Here is a 26,732-nt window from a genome sequence, read left to right on the forward strand (position 1 = left end):
GCCGTCATTTCACCGAGATCTCGTCGAAGTTGAACGAACCGTCCGGCATCACGTATGCGCCCTGCAGCCGCTTGCTGCGCGCATACACGATCTTCTCCTGCACGAGGAAGATCCACGGCGCATCGGCCCAGATCTGCTTCTGCGCATCGGCGTACAACTCGGCCTTCTTCGTGCGGTCGACCGTCTCGAGCGCCTTGGTCAGATCGCCGTCGACCGCGTCGTTCTTGTAGTACGCGGTGTTGACGAGCTTCGGCGGCGCCGACGCGCCGGCCAGCAGCGGCGTGATCGCCCAGTTCGCCTCGCCCGTCGACGACGACCAGCCGATGTAGTACATCCGCACCGGCGCCTTCGCCGGATCGGGCGCGCTCTCGACCTTCGCGACGCGTTCGCCGGCTTCCAGCGCCTGCACCTGCACCTTCACGCCGACCTGCGCGAGCTGCTGCTGCACGAACTGGATCGCCTTCTGCGACGTCGAGTTGTTATACGCGGACCACAGCGTCGTCTCGAAGCCGTTCGGGTAGCCGGCTTCCTTCAGCAGCGCCCGCGCCTTCGCCGGGTCGTACGGCCAGGGCCCGAGCTTCGTCGCGTAATCGACGCCCTGCGGCACCACGCCGGTCGACGGCGTCGCGAAACCGGAGAATGCGACCTTCGCGAGCGCTTCCTTGTTCACCGCGTAGTTCAGCGCCTGGCGCACCTTCGGGTTGTCGAACGGCTTTTGCAGCATGTTCAGCGACACGTAGCGCTGCACGATCGACGGCCGCTCGACGACGTCGACCTTCGGGTTGCTCTTCAGGTCGGCCGCCTGCTCGAACGGAATGCGGAACGCGAAATCGGCTTCGCCCGTCTTCATCAGCGCCGCGCGCGTGTTGTTGTCGACCACCGGCTTCCAGTCGATCGCGTCGATCTTCGGATAGCCCTTCTTCCAGTAGCCGGCGAACTTCTTCACCTTCAGATCGTCGGTCTGCTTCCACTCGACGAACTCGAACGGGCCGGTGCCGACCGGATGCAGCGCGATGTCGCGGCCCCACTTCTTCAGCGCGGCCGGCGAAATCATCACGGCCGACGGGTGCGCGAGCGTGTTGATGAACGCCGAGAACGGCTCGCGCAGCGTGACCTTCACCGTGGTCGGATCGACGGCCTCGGTCTTCTCGATCACGCGGAACATGTTGTAGCGCTTCAGGTGGTTCGCGGGATCGGTCACGCGGTCGAAGTTCGCCTTCACGGCCGCCGCGTTGAAATCGGTGCCGTCGTGGAACTTCACGCCCGAGCGCAGCTTGATCGTGTACGTCTTCGCGTCGGGGCTGGCTTCGTAGCCGGTCGCGAGCACGTTGACGAGCTTCATGTCCTTGTCGAAGCCGAACAGCCCCTGGTAGAACGACTTGACGACGGCCTGCGACACCGTGTCGTTCGCGTCGTACGGGTCCATCGTCGTGAAGGTCGAATCCACCGCCATCACCGCGGTCTGCTGCGCGAACGCGGGCAGCGCGGCCGACAGCGCGAACGCGCCGGCGAGCGCGACGAAGCATGCGCGCGGACGAAACATCGGAAACGGATGCTGCTTGTTCATGTTGCTGGGCTCCTATCGGTGAATCGGTGACGCCTCACGGGCGTTTCGGTTTCGACTGCCTGCCGGTTCGTGCGCCGTCATCGCAACGCACGACTCCACTACTCAATACGCGCCGCCGACGCGATGCGTCGCGACGTAATGATCGGGGCCGACCGCGACGAGCGGCGCGACGAGCGGCTCGTCGCCGACCGCGCGGATCGGGCTCGGAATCTCGTCGGCCGCGAGCTGGCGCGGCGCATGCCGACGCGCGGGGTCGGCGACCGGCACCGCGCTCATCAGCTTCTTCGTGTACGGGTGCTGCGGCGCCTCGAACACCGCGCGGCGCGGGCCGATCTCGACGATCTGGCCGAGATACATCACCGCGACGCGATGGCTGATGCGCTCGACAACCGCCATGTCGTGCGAGATGAACAGGTACGCGACGCCGAGTTCGCGCTGCAGGTCGAGCATCAGGTTGACGATCTGTGCCTGCACCGACACGTCGAGCGCCGACACCGACTCGTCGGCGATCACGACCTTCGGGTTCAGCGCGAGCGCGCGCGCGATCGCGATCCGCTGACGCTGGCCGCCCGAGAATTCGTGCGGATAGCGGCGCGCGGCTTCCGGCGGCAGGCCGACCTTGTCGAGCAGCCAGTCGACGCGCGCCTGCGCTTCACGGCCGCTCGCGACGCCGTGCACGAGCAGCGGCTCCATGATCGAGAAGCCGACGGTCAGGCGCGGGTTCAGCGACGCGAACGGGTCCTGGAAGATGAACTGGATGTTCCGCCGCAGCGCCTGCAGGTCATGCCCCTTCATTGCGCTGATGTCGCGACCGTCGAATTCGATCGAGCCGCTCTGCGATTCGACGAGGCGCAACAGCGAGCGGCCGGTGGTCGACTTGCCGCAGCCCGATTCGCCGACGAGCGCGAGCGTCTCGCCCGCGCGCAGCTCGAAGCTCACGCGCTCCACCGCATGCACGTACTGCGACACGCGGCCGAACACGCCGCTCTTCACCGGAAAGCGCGTGACGAGATCGCGCACGCGCAGGATCGGCGGCGCGGCGTGATCGACGAGCGGCTGCGCGTCGTTCGCGGCGGACGCCGTGGTCGGGGCCGCGACCGTCGCGCTCGTGCCGTCCACCTTCAGCAGCGGGAATTTCTCCGGTGCGTCGGTGCCCTGCATCGAGCCGAGCCGCGGCACGGCCGCGAGCAGCGCCCGCGTGTAGCGATGCGCGGGCGTCGCGAAGATGCGGTCCGACTCGCCCTCCTCGACCTTCTCGCCCCGATACATCACGAGCACGCGGTCGGCCACTTCGGCCACCACGCCCATGTCGTGCGTGATGAAGATCACGCCCATGTTCATTTCGTCCTGCAGCCCGCGGATCAGTTGCAGGATCTGCGCCTGGATCGTCACGTCGAGCGCGGTCGTGGGCTCGTCGGCGATCAGCAGCGCGGGGCGGCACGACAGCGCCATCGCGATCATCACGCGCTGCCGCATCCCGCCCGACAGTTGGTGCGGATAGCGCGCGAACACGCGGCGCGCTTCCGGGATGCGCACGAGATCGAGCAGCCGCAGCGCTTCCGCGCGGGCTTCGGCCGCGCTCTTCGACTGGTGCAGCGCGATCGCCTCGCTGATCTGGTCGCCGACCGTAAACACCGGGTTCAGCGACGTCATCGGCTCCTGGAAGATCATCGCGATGTCCGCGCCGCGGATGCCGCGCATCGTCGCGGCGCTGGCCTGCGCGAGATCGACCAGCGCGCCGCCACGGCGCCGGAACGCGATGCGTCCGCTCGTAATCTCGCCGCCGCCGTGCTCGACGAGCCGCATCAGCGCGAGCGACGTGACCGACTTGCCGGAGCCCGATTCGCCGACGATCGCGAGCGTCTCGCCGCGATCGACGTGAAACGACACGTTGCGCACCGCGTCGAACGTCGCGCTTTCGCGGCGGAACGTGACCGACAGGTCGTCGACGGCCACCACGCGCTGCTCGGGCAGCGCCAGGGCCGACGGGTTACGGCTCGAAGTCATCGCGTATCTCCTCGTGCGATCCGGTTTCAGGCCGCGTCGTCGCGGTAGATGCCGACGACCGGCGCGTCCCCGACGCGCGCGTAGCCGCGGTACATCCCTTCGGTGTTGAACGGCATCGCGACGTTGCCGTGCGCGTCGACCGCGATGATCCCGCCGCGGCCCGCCAGGCGCGGCAGCTTGTTCATCACGACGTCGTGCGCGGCGTCGGCGAGCGACGCGCCGCGATACGCGATCTGCGCGGCCACGTCATGCGCGGTCGCGAGCCGGATGAACGTCTCGCCGGTGCCCGTCGACGAGACCGCGCAGGTCGCGTCGTCCGCATAGCAGCCGGCGCCGATGATCGGCGAATCGCCGACGCGCCCCGGCTGCTTGTTCGTGATGCCGCCCGTCGACGTCGCCGCCGCGATATGGCCATGCACGTCGCACGCGACCGCGCCGACCGTGCCGTGCTTGCGGTCCGGATCGAGCGGCTCGGCGGGTTGCGGCTGCGACTGGCCGAACACGAACGTCGCCGCATCGTGATCGAGCATCGCGCCGGCCGCCGCGCGCGCCTTGACCCACTGCGCATGCCGCGCTTCGGTGTCGAAGTAGCCGGGTTCCACGAGCTCGAGCCCCTGCGCGGCCGCGAACGCGTCGGCGCCCGCGCCGGCGAACAGCACGTGCTCGCTCGCCTCCATCACGCGCCGCGCGGCGAGTACCGGATTGCGCACGCGGGTCGCGCAGCAGATCGCGCCGGCGCCGAGCGTCGCGCCGTCCATGACCGCCGCGTCGAGTTCGTGCTTGCCTTCAGCCGTATACACGGCGCCGCGCCCGGCGTTGAACAGCGGGCAATCCTCGAGCATCCGCACCGCGACGGTGACGGCGTCGAGCGCGCTGCCGCCGTCGGCCAGCACCTGTTGCGCGGCCTGCAGGATCGCGGTGAGTTCGGCGCGGTACCGACGTTCGGTGTCGGTATCCATCGCTTCGCGCAGGATCGTGCCTGCGCCGCCGTGAATCGCGACGATCGCGGGTGAAGTCATGATTTTTTCGGACGGGGGGAAGAAGGGTTGGCGGCCGGCAGCGCCGCTTGCGGCTGCACGAGCCACGGCAGCAGGAATTCGGTCATCTCGGCGGCGGATTTCGCGGACCGGTGCGTGCGCAGCGCGACCGCGTCGATCAGCGCCTCGATCATCGTCAGCACCGCGGCCTCCGACGTGGCCGCGAAGCGCCGCTCGGCCTTGACGTACAGGTTCAGCGACGCGATCGGCGCGAGCGGCGATTGCGGGCCGTCGGAGATGCCGAGCACGCGCGCGCCGCGCGCGGCCGCACGACGGGCCAGCTCGATCGTGTCCTTCACGTAGCGCGGAAACGCGAGCGCGATCACGAGATCGCGCGAATCGGCGGTGTACAGACGTCGCGCCGCATGCGATGGCCCGCCGAGCAGCGCGAGCGACTGCACGCTGTCATGGCAGACGGACAGTCCGTGCTCCATCAATCCGGTCAGAAACGCGCTCGACCCGGCGCCGAGAATCAGCACGCGCCGCGCGCCGACGATCGCCTCGACCGCCGCCTCGACGTCGGCCGCATCCAGTTGCGCGCGCGTGTTCTCGATGTTGGCGACAGCCTGGTCGAACACCGCATCGATCCAGACCGCGCCGCGTACGCCGGGCTCCTGTTCCTGCGCCGAACGCAGCCGCTCGACCGGCCCGAGCGTGGCCTCGAAGCCGCGCACGAGCGCCGCGCGCATCGCCGGATAGCCGTCGAAACCGAGCGCCTTCGCGAAGCGGTTCGCGGTCGCGATCGACGCGTTCACGGCCTGCGCGAGTTCATCGATCCGCATCGTCGCCGCGCGAAACGGGTTCGCCAGCACGAATTCGCCCATGCGCCGGTGAATCGGCGTCATCAACGGCATCGCCGACGCGATCCGCTCGGCGATCGCAGGTTCGTCGTGACTGACATCGGGCGGAACGAGAGGCGTCATGCGAAGGGTTGTTGCAAGGTTCGATGAAAATGAATTTACACAATCTGATGGCCGGAAAAAAATAAATTTTCATCAGGGTTGTCACCCCCGCGCACCTTCGTCAGCCGTCCGCGAGATCGCCCGCCCGCGCCGCACGGGCCTTTGACGGACGACGGCCTTCCGTCCCGGCCCCTGTGTTGGGCGCACCGTCATCGGGAAAACCCCAGGCACGTTCGTTCGAATGCAGATTCACGTTGACCGGATTCGCATTCGAACATAGGATGTTCGAAAATGATCAGTCGTCAGATAACATTGCAGTGTGATGACGGCCAAATGTTCGCTCGAACACCGTGAATTCGAATATAAACCGGTACAAACCGGCGCGGAACAAGATCGGACATCGTACGAACGAAAACGAAACAAGCCATCCCGACGGATGGCCCTCATGGACCGGGCAGGCGCCGCGCGCCCGCCCTGCCTGACAGGAGACAGCAGTGAAGACAGTCAAGGCGTTGCGCTGGTGGATCATCGTGCTCGTGTGTCTCGGCACGATTCTCAACTACCTCGCACGGAATTCCCTTGCGGTGCTCGCGCCCGAGCTCAAGCAGGTGTTCGCGATCTCGACGCAGCAGTACTCGTACATCGTCGGCGCGTTCCAGATCGGCTACACGATCATGCAGCCGGTATGCGGGTTCATCGTCGACCTGATCGGGCTGCGGCTCGGCTTCGCGCTGTTCGCGATGCTGTGGTCGGTGGTCGGCGTCGCGCACGGCTTCGCGTCCGGCTGGCTGTCGCTCGGCATCCTGCGCGGCTTTCTGGGCCTGTTCGAGGCGGCCGCGATTCCGTCGGGGATGAAGGCCGTCGCCGAATGGTTTCCCGACCGCGAGAAATCCGTCGCGGTGGGCTACTTCAACGCGGGCACGTCGCTCGGCGCCGCGATCGCGCCGCCGCTCGTCGTGTTCATCTCGATGCGGTTCGGCTGGCAGGCCGCGTTCATGGTCACCGGCGCGCTCGGCTTCATCTGGGCCGCGCTCTGGTACACGCAGTACCGGTCGCCGGCCGACCATCCGCGCATCACGGCGCGGGAACGCACGCTGATCCGCGACGGCCAGGCCACGATGCCGCCCGTGTCCAGGCGCCGCGTCCGCGACGTCGTCACCGCCCGGCGCTTCTGGGCGATCGCGCTGCCGCGCTTCTTCGCGGAACCCGCATGGCAGACTTTCAGCTTCTGGATTCCGCTGTATCTCGCGACCGAGCGCCACATGCCGCTCACGCAGATCGCGGTGTTCGCGTGGATGCCGTTTCTCGCGGCCGACCTCGGCGGCATCGCCGGCGGCTACCTGTCGCCCTACCTCGCGAACCGCTTCAAGCTGCCGCTCGTGTGGTCGCGCGTCGCCGGCGTCGCGCTCGGCGCGGTGCTGATGCTCGGGCCGGCGATGATTGGGCTCGTGTCGTCGCCGTACACCGCGATTGCGCTGTTCTGCGTCGGCGGCTTCGCGCACCAGATGATCTCCGCGCTCGTCAACACGCTGTCGGCCGACGTGTTCGATTCCGAGGAGGTCGGCACCGCCAGCGGCTTCGCCGGGATGGCCGCGTGGATCGGCGGCCTCGGCTTCTCGCTGCTGGTCGGCGCGCTCGCCGACAAGATCGGCTATGCGCCGCTGTTCGCGTGCCTCGGCCTGTTCGACATCATCGGCGTCACGCTGCTCGCGGTGCTGATCCGCGGCCAGTCGAAGCAGGAACGCCTGCTCGCGCAGCACGCCTGAGCTCCGTTTTCACCAGGAATCGCCTTATGACTTCGCTCCTTCATCCGCCCGCGTTCCGCGTCGCCAGCCACCACGCGAACCGCGTGCTGCTCGCGTCCGATACGGGCGCCACCCTCGAAATCTTCGTGCTCGAGGACGACATCGTGCGCTTGCGCGTGCTGCCCGACGCGACGGCGCGCACCCCGCGCACGTGGACCATCGCGCCCGGCCTCGACGACGTGCCGCTCGACGGGCGCGACCGCCTCGACCTGAGCGGCTTCGCGCTGCCCCACTACGACTTCGCCGAAGACGACGACGGCGTGCGGATCGAAACCGCGCAGATCCGGCTCGCGGTGTGCCGGCAAGGTGGCCACTGCACGTGGTCGATGCGCGGCGCGGACGGCGCATGGCGCATCGTGCTCGCCGACCGCGCGACGCAGGCGTACAACTTCGGCTGGTGGGACGATCGTGCTTATCACTACGTCGCCCGCGAGCGGGGCGACAAGGTATTCGGTCTCGGCGAACGCGCGGGCGAACTCGACCGCACGGGCGCACGCTTCGAGATGCGCAACATCGACGCGATGGGCTACAGCGCGAAGCACACCGACCCGCTTTACAAGCACATCCCGTTCTACATCACGTGGTCACCCGATGCGCGCCAGGGGTTCGGGCTGTTCTACGACACGCTGTCGGACTGCACGTTCGACATGGGCCGCGAACTCGACAACTACCACGGGCTCTATCGCTACTTCGTCGCCGAGCACGGCGATCTCGACTACTACTTCATCGCGTCGCCCGATACGCCGCTCGCGGCCGCGCGGCGCTTCACGTGGCTGACCGGGCGTCCGGCGCGCACGCCCAAATGGGGGCTCGGCTATTCGGGCTCGACGATGAGCTATACCGATGCGCCGGACGCGCAGCAGCAGATGAACCAGTTCGTCGAGCAGTGCGGCGCGCACGACATCCTGTGCGATTCGTTCCACCTGTCGTCGGGCTATACGTCGATCGGCGCGAAGCGCTACGTGTTCAACTGGAACCGCGACAAGTTTCCCGACGCGCAGGGTTTCGTGCAGCACTATCGCGACCACGGCATCCGCCTGTGCGCGAACATCAAGCCGTGCCTGCTGCGCGACCATCCGGCCTTCGACGACGCCGCGAAGCGCGGCCTGCTGATCCGCTCGGCATGCGGCGAGCCCGCGTGGGTGCAGTTCTGGGACGAGGTCGGCGCGTACGTCGACTTCACGCAGCCGGACGCCTACCGCTGGTGGCGCGAGCAAGTCACGTCGGCGCTGCTGGAATACGGGATCGAGTCGACCTGGAACGACAACAACGAATACGAGATCTGGTCGCCCGACGCGATCGCGCACGGCTTCGGCCAGCCGTTTCCGGCGCGCGAGGCGAAGGTTCTGCAGACGATGCTGATGATGCGCGCGTCGCGCGACGCGCAGCGCGCGCATGCGCCGGCGCGGCGGCCGTTCCTCGTGTCGCGCTCCGGCGGCGCCGGCATGCAGCGCTACGTGCAGACGTGGTCCGGCGACAACTACACGTCGTGGGAAACGCTGCGCTACAACCTGAAGATGGGCCTAGGGCTCGCGCTGTCGGGCGTATCGAACATCGGCCACGACATCGGCGGCTTCTCCGGCCCCGCGCCGTCGCCGGAGTTGCTGCTGCGCTGGGTGCAGTTCGGCATCTTCATGCCACGCTTCAGCATTCATTCGTGGAACGACGACGGCACCGTCAACGAACCGTGGATGTACCCGGAGATCACCGCGCAGATCGCGTCGCTGATCAAGCAGCGCTACCGGCTGCTGCCCTACCTCTATCACCTGCTGTGGCTGTCGACGACGCGCTACGAGCCCGTGCTGCGGCCGACCTTCGCCGACTTCCCGGGCGACGCGCGCTGCTACGACGCGTGCGACGACATGATGCTCGGCGACGCACTGCTGGTCGCGCCGGTCGTCGATCCCGGCCAGTCCGAGCGCACGGTGTATCTGCCGTCTGGCGCACGCTGGACGTGCTGCGCGAGCGCGCAATCGTTCGACGGCGGCGCGAGCGTGACGCTACCCGCGCCGCTCGACACGCCGGTGATGCTGCTGCGCGAAGGCCGCGTGCTGCCGCTGAACGTCGCCGAACAGCACTTCGGTGCGCGCGCCGACACGCGCGGCTTCCTCGTCGCGCCACGGATCGAGGACGGCGTCGCGTACGGCGAATGCGTCGAGGACGACGGCGAAACGGAAGCGTGGCGCGACGGCGAATACGGACTGTGGCGCATCGAGACCGGCCGCGAGGCGTCCGGCGCGCTCGGCGTGTCGGTCCGCTGGGACGGCCGCCCGGCGCGCCCGGCCGACCGTGTCGAGATCCTGTTGCCCACGTCGCTGCAAGGCCCGGTGGCCGTGCGCGGTGCGCGCGTCGAGCAGGATACGCGGGACGGCGCATGGCGCCGCCTCGTCGTCGCGTTCGACCACTAAACCGCTGAACCGCTGAGGCCGAAGCCAACCCGATCAGGCGGGCCGTTCGCGCGGCCCGCCGCCTGCCACAGAGGAGGCATTCAACCTCCCGCCCCCTTGAAAAGATGAAGAGACCCGGAGATCGACAATGACAGCACCCGTCAACCGTTATGCAATCCTCATTTTATCGGCCGCGTCGCTCGGCACGACCGCCGCCCATGCGCAGAGCAGCGTGACGCTGTACGGCGTGGTCGACGATTCGATCGCGTACGTGAACAACCAGCAGGGACACTCGAACGTCTATATGCGCGACGGCAACCTGTATGCGTCGAAGTTCGGGCTGCGCGGCGACGAGGATCTCGGCGGCGGCACGCACGCGATCTTCGACCTGCAGGCCGGCTTCAACCTGAATACGGGCGCGCAGGCCGCCGCCGGCACGATCTTCAACCGCCAGGCCTTCGTCGGCCTGCGCAACGTTCGCTACGGCACGGTCACGGCCGGCCGTCAGTACACGCCGTACTTCCTGTTCGTCGGCCCGTACGCGTCGAGCAGTTGGCTGACCGGCGCCACCGGCGCGCATCCCGGCGACATCGACGGCCTCGACACGACGATCCGCGTGAACAACTCGGTCACCTATACGTCGCCGACCTTCGCCGGACTCACCGCGAGCGCGATGTACGCATTCGGCGGCATCGCCGGCGCGACCGGCAAGGGCAACACGTTCAGCGCCGCGCTGCGCTACGCGAACGGGCCGATCGGGATCGCGGCCGGCTACCTGCGGATCAACAGCTCGGGTTCGTCCGCGGGCTTCCAGAATCCGGCCACCGCAGCGTCGGGCAGCTTCGCGGTATCCGTGCTGAACCAGGGTTATCTGACCGCGAAGGCCGTCGAACAGGTCGCGGCGGCTGGCAACTACACGCTCGGCGACCTGACGATGGGGCTCAACTATTCGAACGTGAAGTACCTGCCCGGCAACGGCTCGGCCTTCACCGACACGGCCGTGTTCAACACCTACGGCGCGCTCGCCGCGTACCGCTTCACGCCGACGTTCTCGGTGGCCGGCGCGTTCGCGTACACGCTCGCATCGAAGGCGAACGGCGTCGCGAGTGCGGCCCGCTATCAACAGTATTCGCTGAAGGAGTCGTACAGCCTGTCGAAACGCACGACGCTCTACGCGCTGCAGGCGTACACGCATTCGAGCGGGCAGACGCTCGGCGCACAAGGCGCCGGGCACATCGTCGACGCGGCGCCGATCGTCGGCGATTCGCAGCAGCTCACGCCGTCGACGACGCGCGGCCAGTTCGTCGGCATGGCGGGGATCGCCGTCACGTTCTGAACCCGCCGGGCGGCCCCTCGGCACGCTCTCCACGCCCCGGACGATGCGCACCCTGCATGCGCCGTCCGGGCGCCCCATAGACGTTCTCCACGACGTTTCCCCGTCCCGCCACCAGCCCGGCCGGCGCAGCGCGCCGGTTTTCCCGATCGCCCCGATACCTTACAATTCGTCAGGTTCGATTCCCTCTGCATACCCGTTCTTGCAGTCCTGACACCGCGGTACACTCGACGCATGCCGTATCAGGGTCCGACGCGCGACGTGCGCGCCGGGCGGCGTTGCGCGTCGTTGCGCCCACAACTGGATACCCGCCATGCCGGATCTCCGTCCCTCGCCTCGCACGACATTCAAGCCGCAGGTCGTCCTGCCCGCGCTCGCCGTGATCGGCGCGCTGCTCGTCGTGTGCGCGCTGCACCCGAGCGAAGCCGGCGCGCTGTTCCTCGCCGGCCAGCAATGGGTCATCGCACGTTTCGACTGGTTCTACGTGCTCGCCGTCACCGGCTTCCTCGTGTTTCTCGTGCTGATTGCCGCCAGCGACTTCGGCAAGATCCGGCTCGGCCCCGACGATGCCGAACCCGAATTCAGCTTCGTGTCGTGGACGGCGATGCTGTTTGCGGCCGGCATGGGCATCGGCCTGATGTACTTCGGCGTCGGCGAGCCGATGCAGCATTTCCTGAAGCCGCCGACGGTCGCCCCCGGCACGCCCGACGCCGCGCGCGAGGCGATGCTGATGACCTTCTTCCACTGGGGCTTCCATGCGTGGGCCATCTACGGGCTGATGGGGCTCGTGCTTGCGTACTTCGGCTTCCGCTACAACCTGCCGCTGACGCTGCGCTCGGGGCTGTATCCGGTGCTGCGCGAGCGCATCGACGGCTGGATCGGCCACACGGTCGATGCGTTCGCGCTGGTCGGCACGGTCGCCGGCATCGCGACGACGCTCGGCTACGGCGTGATGCAGATCAGCGCGGGCCTGCATACGGTCGCCGGCTGGGACACGGGCGGCAATACGTTTCGCCTCGGGCTCGTCGCGCTCGTCGTGATCCTCGCGGGGCTGTCGGCCGCGAGCGGCCTCGACAAGGGCGTGCGCAGGCTGTCCGAGCTGAACCTGCTGCTCGCGTTCCTGCTGCTCGCGTTCGTGGCCATCGCGGGCCCGACGGCGTTCCTGCTGCGCGCGCTCGCCGACAACATCGGTCAGTACCTGTCGAGCCTCGTCGACCTGTCGTTCCGCACCTATGCATACGCGCCGCCGCGCGAGGAAGGCTGGTTCGGCGGCTGGACGATCCTCTACTGGGCGTGGTGGGTGTCGTGGTCGCCGTTCGTCGGCATGTTCATCGCGCGCATCTCGCGCGGCCGCACGATCCGCCAGTTCGTGATCGGCGTGCTGCTCGTGCCGACGGCGTTCAACCTCGTGTGGATGACGGTGTTCGGCAACAGCGCGATCTGGCTCGATACGCACGGCGCGGCCGGCGCGCTCGCGCAGACGGCGACCAGCGTCGATGCGCTGCTGTTCCGCTTCTTCGATTTCCTGCCGTTGCCGCAACTGCTGTCGATCGTCGCGATCGTGCTGATCGCGGTGTTCTTCGTCACGTCCGCGGATTCGGGCGCGTTCGTGATCGACCAGATCGCGACGCGCGGCAGCGCGCATTCGCCGGTCTGGCAGCGGCTGTTCTGGGCCGCGCTGCTCGGCGTGACGGCCGCGGTGCTGCTCGTCGCGGGCGGGCTCGGCGCATTGCAGGCGATGACGCTGATCGCCGCGCTGCCGGTTGCTCTCATCATGCTCGCGCTCTGCTACGGGCTGTGGCGCGGGCTCGCGGCCGACCGCGCGCACTATTCGCAGGACGTCGCACCCGCGACGAGCTTCTGGACCGGCCAGCACTGGCGCCATCGCCTGACGCACATCCTGCGTCAGACGACCGAAGCCGAGGCGCGCCAGTTCGTCGCGGAAACGGTCGAGCCCGCGCTGCGCAAGGTCGCCGACGAGTTGCGCGCGAGCGGCGTCGATGCGCACGTGCAGCGCGACAGCGACGATGCGGTGCGGCTCACCGTGCCGACCGCCGACCATCGCGATTTCGTGTACGGCGTGCGCGTCACCGTGAAATCCGCGGCCGCGTTCCTGGTGCGCGAGGCGGCCGAGCCGGACGCGTCGCGTACGCACGTGTATGGCATCGTCACGTTCTTCGAAGACGGCCGGCTCGGCTACGACGTCGAATACCTGCGCGGCGACGAAGTGATTGCCGACGTGCTGCGCCAGTACGAACGCTACGTGTCGCTCGCGGCGGACACGCGCACGCATCTGCTGAGCCGCGCGCCAGGGCACGCGACGGAGGCCGAATGAGCGGGCTGCTGCACAGCCGCGCCGCCGACATCATCGCGCTCGGCACGCTCGCCGTGCTGTACCTCGGCGGCGGCGCCATCGCGCTGTGGCGAATCCGCGCGGCGCCGCCGCGCGGCAAGATCTACTGGATCGTCTGCGCGGCGCTGCTCGCCGGCGGCGCAATCGCAATGGCCGGCAACCTGGCGCCGGTGCCGAACAGCGGCGAAATGCCGCCCGGTTTCGCGCTCGGCGTGGAGGCCGTCCTGCTCGGTCTCGTGCTGGCGGCCGGCGGTTGCGCGTGGTTGATGCTGCGCGCGCGCCAACGCTGACGCACGCACGTCGCGCGGCCCTGCTTCGTCACACGGGTGCGCGTCATCCCGGCGCGGACGGGCAGCCAGGGCGTCCCTGATCCGCTTCCGCGGCGTTCACGCGACACGTCAGGCAGACGGCGCGCGCGCCGTCACCAGCCAGCACGCCGCATCGAACCGCACCTCGGCGCCATGCACGTACGGCTCGAACGCCGCGCGCGTCGTGTCGATCACGCGCTGCCGCGTTGCTTCGTCTGTCTTCAGCAATGCGAGGCCGACGGGGCCCAGCCGGGCGATGTAGTCGTCCAGCGCGGACGCCGGCAGCACACACGCGCGGTCGACCGGCTCGATCGCGACGTCGGCCCAGCCGCTGTCCGACAGCACCGACGCGATCCGCTGCCGGTCGCCGAACGCGAACTGCCCCGGCGCGCCGGGCTGGCGCGCGGGCAGGTTCGGCAACAGCGGCGCGGCCGCCCGCTCGGCCGTCGTCATGAACGGGTTGTCGGCCGCGCCGCGCCACGCGACGAACCGCATCCGCGCGCCGGGCCGCGCCGCATGCCGCAGGTTCGCGAACGCCCGCACCGGGTCGTCGAAGAACATCACGCCGAGGCGCGACACGATCAAGTCGACGCTGGCGGGCTCGAACGCATGCGTCTGCCCGTCCGCGCACACGAACCGGGCGCGCACGCCGCTGCGTTCGGCACGCGTGCGGGCAGCGTCGATCATCGGCGCCGAAATGTCGATGCCCGTGCACTGCGCGCCCGCGCCGAGCCGCCGCGCGATCGCGAGCGTGACCGCGCCCGTGCCGCAGCCGACATCGAGCACGTGCATTGCGGACGACGCTGCCGCGGCATCCGCCAGCAGCGTTTCGAACGGCTCGAACATCCGGTCCATCAGCGCCTGCGCATCGACCCATGCGCGCCCCGACGGACCGTTCCAGAGCGCGGATTGCGCTTCGTTGGGCCGGTTGGCTTCCATCGTCGATTCCCTTCCGATTCGTTGATGACGAACCGGACTGTACTGCTTCAAGCCGGCTTGAAGTCAAGGCCGATTGCCCCGTTCATGCGCGCTGTCGCACCGCGCTTTTCACATTTCTTACATTCGCGCTGCGTATCGTTGACGGCTTTCCTACGGCGCTTCCCCTTCCCATGCGACGAATCCTCTCGCGCGCGCTGCTCGTGCGCTGCGCCCCGCTTGTTGCCCTCGCCGCGCTGTCCGCGTGCTCGAATCACATCGATACGCCGGACGATCCGGCCAGCGCGTCGGCCAACGTCCAGGCCGCATGGGTCGAGATCGGCGATGCGAACCAGGCGATCGCGCGCGTCATCACAAACTACACGCCCGCGTCGGCCGGCGATCCGATATGCCCGCAACTGACCGTCGACGGCAAGCTGTCGCGCATGGCGCTGCGCGCAGGCGCCGCGACCGTCGCCCAGCGGCCGACCGCCAGCGACCCGGCCGATTCGAAACAGTCGAGCTTCCCGGTGTCCGTCTGCGAGGCCACGCTGCCCGCCGGCGCGCAGGCGGCGAGCGTCGCGGGCCGCACGCTGCCGCTGCCGAAAGCGCAGCCGCGGCGCATCGCGATCATCGCCGACACGGGCTGCCGGATGAAGAAGGCCGACAACGCATGGCAGGCGTGCAACGACGCCGCGGTCTGGCCGCTCGGCACGATCGCGGCCAGCGTCGCGAAGCTGTCGCCCGATCTCGTGCTGCACGTCGGCGATTACCACTACCGCGAGAACGCATGCCCGCCGGACATCGCCGGCTGCAAGGACAGCCCGTGGGGCTACGGCTGGGATACGTGGCAGGCCGACCTGTTCCGCCCGGCCGCGCCGCTGCTCGCGAAGGCGCCGTGGGTGGTCGTGCGCGGCAACCACGAGGAATGCGCGCGGGCGGGCCAGGGGTGGTTCCGCTTCCTCGACCCGCGCCCGTACTCGGCCGCCCGCTCGTGCGACGATCCGGCCAACGACAACGACGCAAACTATTCGGAACCCTATGCGGTGTCGCTCGGCGACGGCTCGCAGGTGATCGTGTTCGACACCGCGAAGGTCGGCCGCACGCCGCTCAAGACCACCGACGCGCAATTCGGCATCTACCAGAAGCAGTTCCAGACGGTCGCATCGCTCGCGTCGAAGCCCGGCATGACGACGACGATCTTCACGAACCATCATCCGATTCTCGCATTCGCGCCGATCGCCGGCAGCACGCCCGCGCCGGGCAACCTCGCGCTGCAGTCGGTGATGTCGAGCCTCAACGCGCAGGCGTACTACCCGCCGGGCGTGCACGTCGCGCTGCATGGCCACGTGCACGATTTCCAGGCGATCAACTTCTCGTCGGGGCACCCGGCGACGATCGTGTCCGGCAACGGCGGCGACAACCTCGACGTCGCACTGCCCGACCCGTTCCCGGCCGGCCTGACACCCGCGCCGGGCGCCGTGATCGAGCGGCTATCGCACAACAACAGCTTCGGTTTCCTGATCATGGAGCGCAACGCCGCCCCGGCGACGGGCTGGGTGTTCCATGCGTATTCGGCGGCCGGCAAGCTCCTGGCGTCGTGCAATCAGTCGGGCAGGACGCTCGCCTGCGACAAGACGGGGTTCATCGCGCCGTGAGTGACGAAGTTCGACGTGACGGGCCGGGCGTACGTGGTCTGCACACGCTTGCCGCCACCCTGCTCGCCGGCCTGACGCTCGCGACCCACGCCGCGCCGGCCGAAACGGTCCTGCTGCCCGGCGCGCCGCCGTCGCGCGTCGTCGACACGATCGGCAACGGCACGCCGCAGGTGACGGGCAAGATCGATGCGGCCACCGCGCGCTTCGCGCCCGACCCGACGCTCGTCGCGCTCGGCCGCCGGATCTTCTTCGACGCACGGCTGTCCGAGCCGCGCGGCATGTCCTGCGCGGGCTGCCACGATCCGGGCCGCGCGTTCGCGCCGACGCTGTCGGCCGCGTCGCTCGCCGGGCCCGGCGTGCCGGAAGGCAGCCGGCCCGGGCGCTTCAGCCAGCGCAATGCGCCGTCGCTGCTGTACGTGCGCTACGTGCCGCGCCGCCACTTCTATCAGGACGACGATGCGCCCGCGCCGTCGCCGTTCGGCGGCCTGTTCAGCGACGGCCGCGCGGATACGCTCGCCGAACAGATCCGCGGGCCGCTGTTCGATCCGAACGAGATGAACAACCGGTCGCCGGCCGCGCTGCTGCGCAAGGTGAATGCGACCGAACTCGCGACCGATCTCGCCGCGCGCTTCGGCGCGCCGGTGCGGCGCGATCCCGAGCGACTGGTGCGCGCGCTCGGTTCGGCCGTCGAAGCCTATCTGCAGAGCGACGAGATGGCGCCGTTCACGTCGCGCTTCGATGCGTTCCTGCGCACGCGCAAGCCGCTCGCGCCGGCCGAGATGCGCGGGCTCGCGCTGTTCCGGAATCCGGACAAGGGCAATTGCATGACCTGCCATACGCTGTCGGACACGTCGAACCGCCCGGAGCGCTCGCTGTTCACCGATTTCGGCTACGACGCGATCGCGGTGCCGCGCAACCGGGCGCTGCCGGCGAACCGCGATCCGCGCCACTTCGACAACGGACTGTGCGACACCGCGCGGCGGCTGCGCTGGCCCGAACCGACGCAGTGGTGCGGCTACCTGCGCACGCCGGGGCTGCGCAACGTCGCGGTCAAGCAGACGTTCATGCACAACGGCGTGTTCACGACGCTGCGCGACGCGGTCGCGTTCTACAACACGCGCTCGACCGATCCGGGCTTCTGGTATCACGGCGCCCGAACGTTCGACGACGTGCCGGCCGCCTATCGCGGCAACATCAACGTCAACTCGACGCCGATGAACCGCCGGCCCGGTACGCCGCCCGCGCTGACCGACGCGGAGATCGACGATATCGTCGCATTTCTCGGCACGCTGACCGATGCGCGGTATACGGGCATTGCCGCACCGGCAGCGGCCGCTGCCCGGCTCGCGCGCACCGCCGCGCCGGCGCGCTGACCCTGGCCGAACGGCCAGCCGACGCGCCGCCGCTTGCGGTTCTCGCAAACACTGGTTATATTTACAGTACTGTATTTATGAACAGTGAGGTGCGCGATGGAACATCTGGTCCGTATCGTCAACGACACCGATCGCCAAGTGCTGGCGTGGCTTCGTGCCCAGGTCGGCGATGCCCGCATTGAACGCGCTGCGCGTCAGCTCGGGCATACGCGCAAGCCCTTTCCGTCGGCCGTGTGCCGGTATCTGGGCATGAGCGTGCCGGCCACGCTGCGGCCGGCCGCCGCCCGGCCGCGCGCGGCCCGCGATTTCTCGGTCGGCGATCGTTACCTGTCGCTGATTCGCCAGCACCTCGCCACGCACGCGGTCGGCCGATGAAATGGCGGAGGCTTGCCGCTTCGGTACCGCGCCCGGCCGGCGCACTCGCGTATGCGGAAGTCCGACCGGCCGGCGCCGTCGCGCTTACCCGGCCGCCATGGCTTCCCGTACGAGGCGGCCGAGTGTGTCGAACGCCGTCTCGGGCACCGCATCGAATACGCGCGCGCAGCCGGGCCGGATATAGCCGTCGAAACGGTCCGCATTCGAGAAGATCGAACCGGGCGCGATCTTGACTCCATGCGCGGGCGCGGCGTCGAACAACACATCGGAGCGCACGCCTTCCGCCAACGCGATCCACAGCATCCCGCCGGGCGGCTGGCTCATCGCGGCGATGGACGAACGCACGACGTGCCGGGCGCCCTCTTCCAGCGCAGCCGCCGCACCAACCTCACGGCCCATTCCGCCGTCGCTCGATCCATTCGAACAACGCCATTCCGGCCAGCATCGCGACGACGAACCCGATTCCCTTGGCCACTCCGAAGCCGATCGACACGATCGCAGGGCCGGGACAAAACCCGGCAATCCCCCAGCCGATGCCGAATACCGCGCTTCCCGCGACGAGGCGCACGGTAATCGCCCGCTGCGCGGGCAACTGCATCGGCAGGCCGAGCCACGACCGTGTGCGGCGCTTCGCCCACGCGAACCCGAACACCGCAACGCCGATCGCGCCCGCCATCACGAACGCAAGCGACGGATCCCAGCGGCCCGCCAGGTCGAGAAAACCGAGCACCTTCCGCGGATCGGCCATACCCGACACGATGAGGCCGACGCCGAACAGCAGCCCTGCCAGAAACGCGAATCCTGCCTGCATGTCAGCCCCCCGCAACGTGCAGCCGCACGAACACGGTCGCGAAGCCGGCGACCATGAAGGTCGCCGTCGCGACCGCCGAGCGCAGCGCCCCGCGCGAAATTCCGCATACACCATGGCCGCTTGTGCAGCCGCCCGCGTATCGTGTGCCGATCCCGACCAGCAGCCCGGCCGCCATCACGTCAAGCCAACTGGCGTCGACCTGCGGCATCGAGTTGCTCCCGGCGAAACGCATGACGACGGGTGCAACGATCATCCCGGCGACGAACGCCGCGCGCCAGCCTCGCTCTGCACGGCCCGCCGTCAGCAGGCCGCCGACGATCCCGCTGATACCGGCGATCCGGCCGTTAAAGGCGACCAGCCACACGGCCGCGCCCCCGATCATCACGCCGCCGACGAGCGACAGCCACGGCGTGAAATGAAGCGCATCAATCTGCATCGCGTACCTCCTTCACGGTCGCCCCGCAAAACTGTTCGTACAGCACGCCCATCACCGCGATCGCGGCCGGACTGTCGAGCGAATAGTGAATCGCCTTGCCTTCGCGGCGCGTACGAACCAGCGCGTTGTCCCGCAATACACCGAGCTGCTGCGACAGCGTCGGTTGATGGATGTCCAGGCGTGCCTCGAGATCGCTCACACAGCGCTCGCCCTGCGACAGTTCGCACAGCAGCAGCAGACGGTCCGGATTCGACATCACCTTCAGCAGCGCACAGGCCGATTCGGCGGCGGCGCGCATCTGGTCGGGGCCGGGTAGCCCGGCCGGGAAATCGTCGTTCATCGGCGGAGGGACATGATTAAAGAATCAATATTATATTATTTTGTATATTGTTCTTTTTCCCGCTGCTTGCCGGATCGGCAATTCGGTTGATCACCCTCAATCAAACCTCCTTGCCTACCGTCACGCGGGCCCCGCCGCGCGGCGCTTCATGCAGCCGAACTGCGATCGCATCCTGCCGATGGAGCTTGATGGCCCGGGCACTGTGTCGCTGGACTGGCACCGCGACAGAAGGAGCCGCCACCCGTGCCCATGCCCACGACGCTCCATCGCCTGCGCGCTCGTGGCGGGCCGAGGCCGGCGGCCAGGAAAAGTGAAGGTGAAATAAAGATGGAAGGAGCGGCACGGCCCGGCGCAAACCGGGGCCGCTTCATCACAGTCCGCCAGCGTCACGCATCATGCGCTCTCGCAGGCCCCCGTGCCGTCGAGCATCAGCGTGCCGACCCGCGCGGGCACGAGCGGCGTGCGAGGCGGGGGCGGCGTCCAGCCGAACAGCGCCTGCGCGGCCGCGCCGCACACACGGCCCTGGCACGCGCCCATCCCGCAACGCGACTGCAGCTTGGCGGCCGTCCAGCCCGGTTCCCGCGCGACCGCGTCGAACCGCACGTCTTCGCAACGACACAGCAGCGTGTCGGGCCGTGCGAGCCGGCGGATCGGTTCGCGGATCGCGAAGCGCTCACGCACGGCATCCGCGAAAGCCTGCCAGTGCGCGCGCCGCGCGACGAGCGCGGCCAACAGTGCCGTTTGCCCCGTCGCCGCGTAGCCCGCGATCTCACCTTCGACCATCGCCAGCTCGCTGCCGCCGACGCCCGTGCACTCGCCCGCCGCGAAATACCCGTCGCGGCTCGTGCGCTGGTGCGCGTCGACGGCCACCGCGTCGTTCTCGATCCGGCAGCCGAGATGCCGCGGCAGCACGGTATTCGGCACGAGGCCGAAGCCGCATGCGAGCCGGTCGCAGTCGACGTCGAATTCGCGATCGCCGTGCCGGATCCGCACGCGTTCGAGCCGCTCGTCGCCGAATGCCTCGACGACGTACGCAGCGGGCCGATACGCGGTCGTGACGAGCTTCGCGGCCTGCGCGAGCTTCGACGGCCAGCGCCACAGCCCCGTACCGAAGCCGGCCACGTCGCGCCAAGCGGCCTGTTCGAGTACGTGCGATACGCGCGCGCCGGCCTGCCGGGCCGTCGCCGCGCTCGCCAGCAGCAGCGGTCCGCTGCCTGCGATGACCGTGCGCTGCCCGCGCACGTCGAGCCCGTACTTGATCAGTGCCTGCAAGCCGCCCGCGCCGGTCACGCCCGGCAGCGTCCAGCCCGGAAACGGCAGCAGCAGCTCGCGCGCGCCGCAGCAGAGAATCAGCGTCCGGAAATCGAGCAGCCGCCCGCGTTCGTCGTCTTCGAGCAGCAGCGTGCCCGGCTGCGTTTCGGCGACGATGCGCGTCGCCGCGAGATGCGTGACGTTCGGCTGGCGCAGCACGGCGAGGCGTGCGGCCGCGGCCGGCGTCGGTGCGACTGCTGCCGGCTGCCGCCAGATCTGCCCGCCCGCGCGCGGGTTGTCGTCGACGATCGCAACCGTCGCGCCGCTTCGTGCGGCGGCCCGCGCGGCCGACAGCCCGGCCGGGCCCGCGCCGACGATCGCGACGTCGACGCTCAATCGTTCCTGTCGTTCCTGTTTCATCGCGTGCGCTCCACCTGCATGCCGTCGCGGCACAGCGTCTGGCACGCGAGCCGGCGCCGGCCGTCGATGGTCATCCGGCACTCCTGGCAGATACCCATCCCGCAAAACGGGGCACGCACCGCGCCCGTGCACGACACGCGCGTCGTGTCGTCGCCGCTCGCCGCGACGGCGGCCGCGACGGTCGTCCCATCAGCTACCGTCAGCGCGCGGCCGTCCAGATGAATGATCATGTCAGCCTCCGCCGGGCCGCCCCAAGGCGGCTGACCGCCCTCGCGGGGGACGCCTTGCATGGGACCGACGCCAGCGCCGAAGCGCCAACTCCGGTCGACAGCGGACGAAGTGAGCGTGGGGGTCGTTTCATGTCAGCGCTCCGGCTACGCGGGACGCGCTCAAGAAGCGTCCCGGCAAATACGGTTCGATATCGATGGGCGGCCGCTCGCCGGCCATCAGCGCGGCGACGATCCGCGCACTGCCCGGCGCGGTCGTCACGCCGAGCCCTTCGTGCCCGACCGCGAGCCACACGCCCGGGCGCGCCGGATGCTCGCCGAGCAGCGGCAGGCCGTCGGGGCTCGCGGAGCGGAAGCCGGTCCATGCGCGGATGCCGTTCAGCTCGGCCAGATCCGGCAGGTAACCGACCGCGCGGCGCAGCATGCGCGCCAGCACCGGCGGCTCGACCTGCGCATCCTCGGTGTCGAACTGGCGCGACGAGCCGATCAGCAACTGACCGGTCGGCCGCGGCTGCACGTTGAACGCGACCGACGTGCCGTCGCTCGCATGCGCGCTGGCCGCATAGCCGAGCTCGACGAGCTGGTGCGACACGTGGCCCGGATAGCGGTCGGTGATCAGCAGATGGCCCTTTTTCGGGCGCAGCGGCAGTTCGGGCAGCAGTGTGCGCGCCGCCACGCCGTTCGCGACGACCACACGCTCCGCGCGCAGCACGTCGCCGCTCGCGAGCATCACGCTCGGGCCATCGACCGCGACGGCCCGCTCGCGACGCAACGTGATGCGCGGCGCGCGCTGCAACAGCCAGTTCGCGGTGACCGGCGCGTAGAGGATCGCGTCGCCGGAAATCTTCAGCGCGCCGCCGAGGCCCGTGCGCAGCATCGGCTCCAGTCGTGCGAGCGCTGCCGCATCGATCAGCTCGCCGGCCACACCGTGCGCGGCGAGCGTCGCCTGTTTCGCGCGCGCCAGATCCATCTCGTGCGCATCGGCCGCGAGCCACAGCGTGCCGCAATTGCGGTATGCGCAGCCGTCGGGCATCTCGCCGCTCAACGCGCGCCAGAGTTCGATCGAGTAATGGCTCAGCGCGAGTTCGGCCGCGTTGTCGTCCATCGCGACGAGGTGCCCCATGCCCGCGCCGGTCGCGCCGCCGCTCGCGTCGTCGACGACGAGCACGCGCAGCCCGCGCCGCGCGAGTTCGTGCGCGCACGCCGCGCCGACGATGCCGGCGCCGATCACGACGACGTCGGTCTTCGTTTCGCTCACGACCCGATGCCCCACCCGAACGGATCGTCTTCCTCGATCAGCAGCGTCGCTTCCGCGCTCAGATGCGCGCTGCCGCGAATCGTCGGCACGATGCCGCCGTCGGCCAGCTCGTAGCTCGCGTGGAACACGCTGCCGATCACGCTCGCCTGCCGCCACACCGCGCCCGGCGCGAGCTTGCCGTCGGCCGCGAGGCACGCGAGTTTCGCGCTGGTGCCGGTGCCGCACGGCGAACGGTCGTAAGCGAGCCCCGGGCACAGCACGAAGCTGCGGCTGTCGTGCGCGGGATCGTCGGCGAACAGCTCGATGTGGTCGATCTCGCCGCCGTTGGCGCCGGTGATGCCCGCGCGTTCCAGCCCTGCGCGCACGGCCGACGCATACGCGGTAAGCGCCGCGACGTTGTCGCCGGCGATGCGCTGCCCGTGGTCGCTGATCAGGAAGAACCAGTTGCCGCCCCACGCGACGTCGCCCTTCACGGGGCCGTATCCCGGCACGTCGACTTCGACGGCCTGCGCGTGGCGATACGCGGGCACGTTGCGCACGCTGACCGACAGGTCGTCGTGCAGCGTCGCCTCGACGGTGCCGACCGGCGTCTCGATCCGGTGCACGCCCGGCGCGATGCGGCCCATGTGATGCAGCGTGCGCACGACGCCGATCGTGCCGTGCCCGCACATGCCCAGGTAGCCGCTATTGTTGAAGAAGATCACGCCGGCCGCCGCGTCGGGCGAGACGGGCTCGCACAGCAGCGCGCCGACCAGCACGTCGCTGCCGCGCGGCTCCAGGATGCACGCGGTGCGGTAGCGATCGTACTCGCGCGCGAGCACGTCGCGGCGCTCGGCCATCGTGCCATTGCCGAGCGACGGAAAGCCGGACACGACGAGCCGAGTGGGTTCGCCGCCCGTGTGCGAATCGATGATCTGGATGCGCTTCATCATGAGCCGTCCGAAGTGGGGAAAGGAGCATAGCTTCCTCCGTCGCGCGTCCGTCCGCTTGTGGCTTTTCGATGAGGACGACGACGAAATCGGCATAGTGCCACGCGCCCCCGGCGCGCCTGCCGGCCGCTGTGCCGATTTCGTCATTTTGCTCCGCGATACGACTCAAGCGTGATGGGCGTTTGCGCGGCGATACTGGTTGCCACACCGACACCTGTCGGCCGATCGATACGAACACGTAGGAGATTTCAGTGAGCCGAAACGCCATTCAGTGGACCGGGGTTTTCCCGGCCGTCAGCACCCAGTTCAAGCCGGACTTTTCCCTCGACATCGACGCCACGCACCGCGTGGTCAAGAACCTGGTGAACGACGGCGTGTCGGGCCTCGTGGTCTGCGGCACGGTCGGCGAAAACACGTCGCTGTCGACGAGCGAGAAGCTCCAGGTGATCGAAGCCGCACGCGACGCGGCCGGCGGCAAGGTTCCCGTGATCGCCGGCATCGCCGAATTCACGACCGAATTCGCGCGCAACACGGTGCGCGAAGCGCAGCGCGTCGGCGTCGACGGCGTGATGGTGATGCCCGCGCTCGTCTACTCGGCGAAACCGCACGAAACCGCCGCGCACTTTCGCGCGGTCGCGACGAGCACCGACCTGCCGGTGATGGTCTACAACAACCCGCCGATCTACAAGAACGACGTGACGCCCGACGTGCTGATCGCGCTGCAGGATTGCGAGAACATCGTCTGCTTCAAGGATTCGTCGGGCGATACGCGCCGCTTCATCGACCTGCGCAACGCGGTCGGCGATCGCTTCGTGCTGTTCGCGGGCCTCGACGACGTCGTGGTCGAGAGCATCGCGGTCGGCGCCGAAGGCTGGGTGTCTGGCATGTCGAACGCATTTCCGAAGGAAGGCGAAACGCTGTTCCGCCTCGCGAAGCAGAAGCGCTTCGACGAAGCGCTCGCGCTGTATCGCTGGTTCATGCCGCTGCTGCACCTCGACGCACGCCCGGACCTTGTGCAGTGCATCAAGCTGTGCGAAGAGCTGGTCGGCCGCGGCAGCGCGATCACGCGTCCGCCGCGCCTCGCGCTGCAAGGCGACACGCTCGCGGAAGTGAAGGCGATCGTCGCGAAGGCGCTGGAAACGCGCCCGGTGCTGCCCGACGTCGGTCTCTGATCGACGCCCCCGGCGGCGGCGCGCGGGCTTGCCCCGCTACGCGCCGCCGTCCCCGGTCCGGCATGGCCTGCGGGCCGTTCACGCCAACCCCGGCGTCGCGCCGCGCGTGAACGGGCCGCGGCCCGCCCCGGTCGTTCGAACCGGGCGACGCCGGCCTGCAGGCGAGCGCCACTGCTCCGTCGGAGCGCGGCGCACATCGAGCCTGTGCCGATATTCCCTCCAGGAGACAAGCCCATGCCAGGCCAAGGCAACGCACACCCGTCCGTCCCGCTTTCCCGTTCCGCGCACCCCGACGCGGGTCACGGCAAGTTCAAGAAACAGCTGTCGCTGACCGATCTCACGTTCATCGGTCTCGGCGCCATTTTCGGTTCGGGGTGGCTGTTCGCCGCGAGTCACGTATCGACGATCGCGGGCCCGGCCGGCATCTTCTCGTGGCTGCTCGGCGGCTTCGCGGTGCTGCTGCTCGGCATCGTCTACTGCGAACTCGGCGCCGCGCTGCCGCGCGCGGGCGGCGTGGTGCGCTACCCGGTGTTCTCGCACGGCCCGCTGCTCGGCTACCTGATGGGCTTCATCACGCTGATCGCGTTCTCGAGCCTGATCGCGATCGAAGTGGTCGCCGCGCGCCAGTACGCGGCCGCGTGGTTTCCGGGCCTGACGATCGAAGGATCGAGCGACCCGACGACACTCGGCTGGCTCGTGCAGGCCGCGCTGCTCTGCTTCTTCTTTTACCTGAACTATTCGAGCGTGAAGACGTTCGCGAAGGCGAACAACATCATCAGCGTCTTCAAGTTCATCGTGCCGCTCGCGGTGATCGGCGTGCTGTTCACGTTCTTCAAGCCCGCGAACCTGACCGTGCACGGCTTCGCGCCGTTCGGCATGCCGGGCATCGAGATGGCCGTGTCGGCCGGCGGCATCATCTTCGCGTATCTCGGGCTCACGCCGATCGTGTCGGTCGCGAGCGAGGTGCGCAATCCGCAGCGCACGATCCCGATCGCGCTGATCCTGTCGATCCTGCTGTCGACGCTGATCTACGTGCTGCTGCAACTCGCGTTCATCGGCAGCATCCCGACGGCCATGCTCGCCGCCGGCTGGCACGACGTGAGCAAGGCGTTCTCGCTGCCGTACCGCGACATCGCCCTTGCACTCGGCGTCGGCTGGCTCGCGGTGATGGTCGTCGCCGACGCGATGATCTCGCCGAGCGGCTGCGGCAACATCTACATGAACGCGACGCCGCGCGTGGTCTACGGCTGGGCGAAAACGGGCACGTTCTTCAAGGTGTTCACCCGCGTCGACGAAGCGTCGGGCATCCCGCGCGCGGGCCTGTGGCTCACGTTCGGCCTCGCGATCTTCTGGACGCTGCCGTTTCCGTCGTGGGAAGCGCTGATCAACATCGTGTCGGCCGCGCTGGTGTTGAGCTATGCGGTCGCGCCCGTGTCGGTCGCCGCGCTGCGCCGCACCGCGCCCGACCTGCCGCGGCCGTTCCGCGCCAGCGCGTTCGGCGTCACCGGCCCCGCGTCGTTCGTGATCGCCGCGCTGATCGTCTACTGGTCGGGCTGGAGCACCGTGTCCTGGCTGCTCGGGCTGCAGATCGTGATGTTCGTCATCTATCTCGCGTGCCGCCGCTGGGTGCCGACCGCGCAGCTGAGCCTCGCCGAGCAGGTGCGTTCGTCCGCGTGGCTGATCGCGTTCTATGCGGCGATGATCGTGCTGTCGTATCTCGGCGGCTTCGGCGGCACGGGCCGGCTCGCGCATCCGTACGACACGGTCGCCGTCGCGGCCGTCGCGCTCGTCATCTACTACTGGGGCGCAAACACCGGCGTGCGCGCCGACAAGCTGCAACTCGACGACGACGAGGACTGACGCGCCCG

The 26,732-nt window shown here is 68.9% G+C and carries 22 protein-coding genes and 1 pseudogene; 10 read left to right on the forward strand and 13 right to left on the reverse strand.

Annotated features, from left to right (window positions below):
- Nucleotides 1-4: 4 nt before the first annotated feature.
- The 4 genes from gsiB to C5F75_RS24160 all read right to left on the reverse strand — a co-directional run bounded on the left by gsiB (nucleotide 5) and on the right by C5F75_RS24160 (nucleotide 5,534).
- A complete protein-coding gene (gene gsiB / locus C5F75_RS24145) occupies nucleotides 5-1,567 on the reverse strand; it encodes a glutathione ABC transporter substrate-binding protein GsiB (RefSeq protein WP_060311085.1) in 1,563 nt (520 codons plus the stop codon).
- Nucleotides 1,568-1,669: 102 nt separating this feature from the next.
- A complete protein-coding gene (locus C5F75_RS24150; RefSeq protein WP_104012824.1) occupies nucleotides 1,670-3,574 on the reverse strand; it encodes a dipeptide ABC transporter ATP-binding protein in 1,905 nt (634 codons plus the stop codon).
- A gap of 26 nt (nucleotides 3,575-3,600) precedes the next feature.
- Nucleotides 3,601-4,593, reverse strand: a complete 993-nt coding sequence (locus tag C5F75_RS24155) for an isoaspartyl peptidase/L-asparaginase family protein (RefSeq protein WP_099317352.1) — start codon at nucleotides 4,591-4,593, stop codon at nucleotides 3,601-3,603.
- On the reverse strand, nucleotides 4,590-5,534 hold the full coding sequence (locus C5F75_RS24160) for a MurR/RpiR family transcriptional regulator (RefSeq protein WP_059639331.1): 945 nt from the start codon (nucleotides 5,532-5,534) through the stop codon (nucleotides 4,590-4,592). Before C5F75_RS24160 ends, C5F75_RS24155 begins: the two co-directional genes overlap by 4 nt.
- Nucleotides 5,535-6,007: 473 nt before the next feature.
- On the opposite strand from C5F75_RS24160, the gene C5F75_RS24165 reads away from it, so the two are divergent.
- From C5F75_RS24165 to C5F75_RS24185, 5 genes are all read left to right on the forward strand, one after another.
- Complete coding sequence (locus tag C5F75_RS24165; RefSeq protein ID WP_059582281.1) at nucleotides 6,008-7,279, forward strand: MFS transporter; 1,272 nt, start codon at nucleotides 6,008-6,010, stop codon at nucleotides 7,277-7,279.
- A 26-nt stretch (nucleotides 7,280-7,305) separates the two neighbouring features.
- On the forward strand, nucleotides 7,306-9,726 hold the full coding sequence (locus tag C5F75_RS24170) for a glycoside hydrolase family 31 protein (RefSeq protein ID WP_104012825.1): 2,421 nt from the start codon (nucleotides 7,306-7,308) through the stop codon (nucleotides 9,724-9,726).
- A 127-nt stretch (nucleotides 9,727-9,853) separates the two neighbouring features.
- A complete protein-coding gene (locus tag C5F75_RS24175) occupies nucleotides 9,854-11,041 on the forward strand; it encodes a porin (protein WP_059639328.1) in 1,188 nt (395 codons plus the stop codon).
- Between the two features lie 310 nt (nucleotides 11,042-11,351).
- Nucleotides 11,352-13,373 (forward strand): BCCT family transporter, encoded by a 2,022-nt coding sequence (locus C5F75_RS24180; protein WP_104012826.1) that lies wholly within the window; start codon nucleotides 11,352-11,354, stop codon nucleotides 13,371-13,373.
- Nucleotides 13,370-13,681 (forward strand): hypothetical protein, encoded by a 312-nt coding sequence (locus C5F75_RS24185; RefSeq protein WP_104012827.1) that lies wholly within the window; start codon nucleotides 13,370-13,372, stop codon nucleotides 13,679-13,681. The genes C5F75_RS24180 and C5F75_RS24185 overlap by 4 nt, the downstream gene beginning before the upstream one ends.
- Before the next feature lie 108 nt (nucleotides 13,682-13,789).
- Here C5F75_RS24185 and C5F75_RS24190 read toward each other — a convergent pair whose 3' ends face one another.
- A complete protein-coding gene (locus C5F75_RS24190; protein WP_104012828.1) occupies nucleotides 13,790-14,638 on the reverse strand; it encodes a class I SAM-dependent methyltransferase in 849 nt (282 codons plus the stop codon).
- Between the two features lie 170 nt (nucleotides 14,639-14,808).
- Between C5F75_RS24190 and C5F75_RS24195 the strand changes: the two genes are divergently transcribed.
- The 3 genes from C5F75_RS24195 (at nucleotide 14,809) to C5F75_RS24205 (ending at nucleotide 18,020) form a co-directional block, all read left to right on the forward strand.
- Nucleotides 14,809-16,272, forward strand: a complete 1,464-nt coding sequence (locus C5F75_RS24195) for a metallophosphoesterase (RefSeq protein ID WP_104012829.1) — start codon at nucleotides 14,809-14,811, stop codon at nucleotides 16,270-16,272.
- Nucleotides 16,269-17,645, forward strand: a complete 1,377-nt coding sequence (locus tag C5F75_RS24200) for a cytochrome-c peroxidase (protein WP_104012830.1) — start codon at nucleotides 16,269-16,271, stop codon at nucleotides 17,643-17,645. Before C5F75_RS24195 ends, C5F75_RS24200 begins: the two co-directional genes overlap by 4 nt.
- A 96-nt stretch (nucleotides 17,646-17,741) precedes the next feature.
- Nucleotides 17,742-18,020, forward strand: a complete 279-nt coding sequence (locus C5F75_RS24205; protein ID WP_060311094.1) for a hypothetical protein — start codon at nucleotides 17,742-17,744, stop codon at nucleotides 18,018-18,020.
- 84 nt (nucleotides 18,021-18,104) lie between these two features.
- On the opposite strand, the pseudogene C5F75_RS24210 reads toward C5F75_RS24205, so the two are convergent.
- The 8 genes and pseudogenes from C5F75_RS24210 to C5F75_RS24245 all read right to left on the reverse strand — a co-directional run.
- Nucleotides 18,105-18,344 (reverse strand): annotated as a pseudogene (locus C5F75_RS24210) (PLP-dependent aminotransferase family protein); the annotation flags it as partial.
- A gap of 64 nt (nucleotides 18,345-18,408) precedes the next feature.
- Complete coding sequence (locus C5F75_RS24215) at nucleotides 18,409-18,831, reverse strand: DUF6691 family protein (protein WP_060311096.1); 423 nt, start codon at nucleotides 18,829-18,831, stop codon at nucleotides 18,409-18,411.
- A gap of 1 nt (nucleotide 18,832) precedes the next feature.
- Nucleotides 18,833-19,267: a YeeE/YedE family protein gene (locus C5F75_RS24220; RefSeq protein ID WP_060311097.1), complete on the reverse strand. Its 435-nt coding sequence runs from the start codon at nucleotides 19,265-19,267 to the stop codon at nucleotides 18,833-18,835.
- Nucleotides 19,257-19,607 carry a metalloregulator ArsR/SmtB family transcription factor gene (locus tag C5F75_RS24225; protein WP_104012831.1) on the reverse strand — a complete coding sequence of 117 codons (351 nt, stop codon included), beginning with the start codon at nucleotides 19,605-19,607 and terminating at the stop codon, nucleotides 19,257-19,259. Before C5F75_RS24225 ends, C5F75_RS24220 begins: the two co-directional genes overlap by 11 nt.
- Nucleotides 19,608-20,000: 393 nt before the next feature.
- Nucleotides 20,001-21,278, reverse strand: coding sequence for an FAD-dependent oxidoreductase (locus C5F75_RS24230; protein WP_104012832.1), 1,278 nt, complete (start codon nucleotides 21,276-21,278; stop codon nucleotides 20,001-20,003).
- Complete coding sequence (locus tag C5F75_RS24235) at nucleotides 21,275-21,508, reverse strand: 2Fe-2S iron-sulfur cluster-binding protein (protein ID WP_104012887.1); 234 nt, start codon at nucleotides 21,506-21,508, stop codon at nucleotides 21,275-21,277. Before C5F75_RS24235 ends, C5F75_RS24230 begins: the two co-directional genes overlap by 4 nt.
- Before the next feature lie 127 nt (nucleotides 21,509-21,635).
- On the reverse strand, nucleotides 21,636-22,763 hold the full coding sequence (locus tag C5F75_RS24240; RefSeq protein ID WP_104012888.1) for an NAD(P)/FAD-dependent oxidoreductase: 1,128 nt from the start codon (nucleotides 22,761-22,763) through the stop codon (nucleotides 21,636-21,638).
- Nucleotides 22,760-23,692 carry a 4-hydroxyproline epimerase gene (locus tag C5F75_RS24245; protein WP_104012889.1) on the reverse strand — a complete coding sequence of 311 codons (933 nt, stop codon included), beginning with the start codon at nucleotides 23,690-23,692 and terminating at the stop codon, nucleotides 22,760-22,762. The genes C5F75_RS24240 and C5F75_RS24245 overlap by 4 nt, the downstream gene beginning before the upstream one ends.
- Nucleotides 23,693-23,943: 251 nt before the next feature.
- Between C5F75_RS24245 and C5F75_RS24255 the strand changes: the two genes are divergently transcribed.
- Together C5F75_RS24255 and C5F75_RS24260 are read left to right on the forward strand one after the other, a co-directional pair.
- Nucleotides 23,944-24,864 (forward strand): dihydrodipicolinate synthase family protein, encoded by a 921-nt coding sequence (locus tag C5F75_RS24255; protein ID WP_059582316.1) that lies wholly within the window; start codon nucleotides 23,944-23,946, stop codon nucleotides 24,862-24,864.
- A 234-nt stretch (nucleotides 24,865-25,098) separates the two neighbouring features.
- Nucleotides 25,099-26,724: an APC family permease gene (locus C5F75_RS24260; protein WP_104012833.1), complete on the forward strand. Its 1,626-nt coding sequence runs from the start codon at nucleotides 25,099-25,101 to the stop codon at nucleotides 26,722-26,724.
- The last annotated feature ends 8 nt before the right edge of the window (nucleotides 26,725-26,732 follow it).

This window comes from Burkholderia anthinoferrum, from assembly GCF_002925705.1.
GTDB classification, from domain to species: domain Bacteria; phylum Pseudomonadota; class Gammaproteobacteria; order Burkholderiales; family Burkholderiaceae; genus Burkholderia; species Burkholderia semiarida.

What these genes read in the sequence shown, in the direction of transcription:
- gsiB (WP_060311085.1), bottom strand. Translation starts at nt 1,567, where the DNA reads ATGAACAAGCAGCATCCGTTTCCGATGTTTCGTCCGCGCGCATGCTTC.
- C5F75_RS24150 (WP_104012824.1), bottom strand. Translation starts at nt 3,574, where the DNA reads ATGACTTCGAGCCGTAACCCGTCGGCCCTGGCGCTGCCCGAGCAGCGC.
- C5F75_RS24155 (WP_099317352.1), bottom strand. Translation starts at nt 4,593, where the DNA reads ATGACTTCACCCGCGATCGTCGCGATTCACGGCGGCGCAGGCACGATC.
- C5F75_RS24160 (WP_059639331.1), bottom strand. Translation starts at nt 5,534, where the DNA reads ATGACGCCTCTCGTTCCGCCCGATGTCAGTCACGACGAACCTGCGATC.
- C5F75_RS24170 (WP_104012825.1), top strand. Translation starts at nt 7,306, where the DNA reads ATGACTTCGCTCCTTCATCCGCCCGCGTTCCGCGTCGCCAGCCACCAC.
- C5F75_RS24175 (WP_059639328.1), top strand. Translation starts at nt 9,854, where the DNA reads ATGACAGCACCCGTCAACCGTTATGCAATCCTCATTTTATCGGCCGCG.
- C5F75_RS24180 (WP_104012826.1), top strand. Translation starts at nt 11,352, where the DNA reads ATGCCGGATCTCCGTCCCTCGCCTCGCACGACATTCAAGCCGCAGGTC.
- C5F75_RS24185 (WP_104012827.1), top strand. Translation starts at nt 13,370, where the DNA reads ATGAGCGGGCTGCTGCACAGCCGCGCCGCCGACATCATCGCGCTCGGC.
- C5F75_RS24190 (WP_104012828.1), bottom strand. Translation starts at nt 14,638, where the DNA reads ATGGAAGCCAACCGGCCCAACGAAGCGCAATCCGCGCTCTGGAACGGT.
- C5F75_RS24195 (WP_104012829.1), top strand. Translation starts at nt 14,809, where the DNA reads ATGCGACGAATCCTCTCGCGCGCGCTGCTCGTGCGCTGCGCCCCGCTT.
- C5F75_RS24205 (WP_060311094.1), top strand. Translation starts at nt 17,742, where the DNA reads ATGGAACATCTGGTCCGTATCGTCAACGACACCGATCGCCAAGTGCTG.
- C5F75_RS24215 (WP_060311096.1), bottom strand. Translation starts at nt 18,831, where the DNA reads ATGCAGGCAGGATTCGCGTTTCTGGCAGGGCTGCTGTTCGGCGTCGGC.
- C5F75_RS24220 (WP_060311097.1), bottom strand. Translation starts at nt 19,267, where the DNA reads ATGCAGATTGATGCGCTTCATTTCACGCCGTGGCTGTCGCTCGTCGGC.
- C5F75_RS24225 (WP_104012831.1), bottom strand. Translation starts at nt 19,607, where the DNA reads ATGAACGACGATTTCCCGGCCGGGCTACCCGGCCCCGACCAGATGCGC.
- C5F75_RS24230 (WP_104012832.1), bottom strand. Translation starts at nt 21,278, where the DNA reads ATGAAACAGGAACGACAGGAACGATTGAGCGTCGACGTCGCGATCGTC.
- C5F75_RS24235 (WP_104012887.1), bottom strand. Translation starts at nt 21,508, where the DNA reads ATGATCATTCATCTGGACGGCCGCGCGCTGACGGTAGCTGATGGGACG.
- C5F75_RS24245 (WP_104012889.1), bottom strand. Translation starts at nt 23,692, where the DNA reads ATGAAGCGCATCCAGATCATCGATTCGCACACGGGCGGCGAACCCACT.
- C5F75_RS24260 (WP_104012833.1), top strand. Translation starts at nt 25,099, where the DNA reads ATGCCAGGCCAAGGCAACGCACACCCGTCCGTCCCGCTTTCCCGTTCC.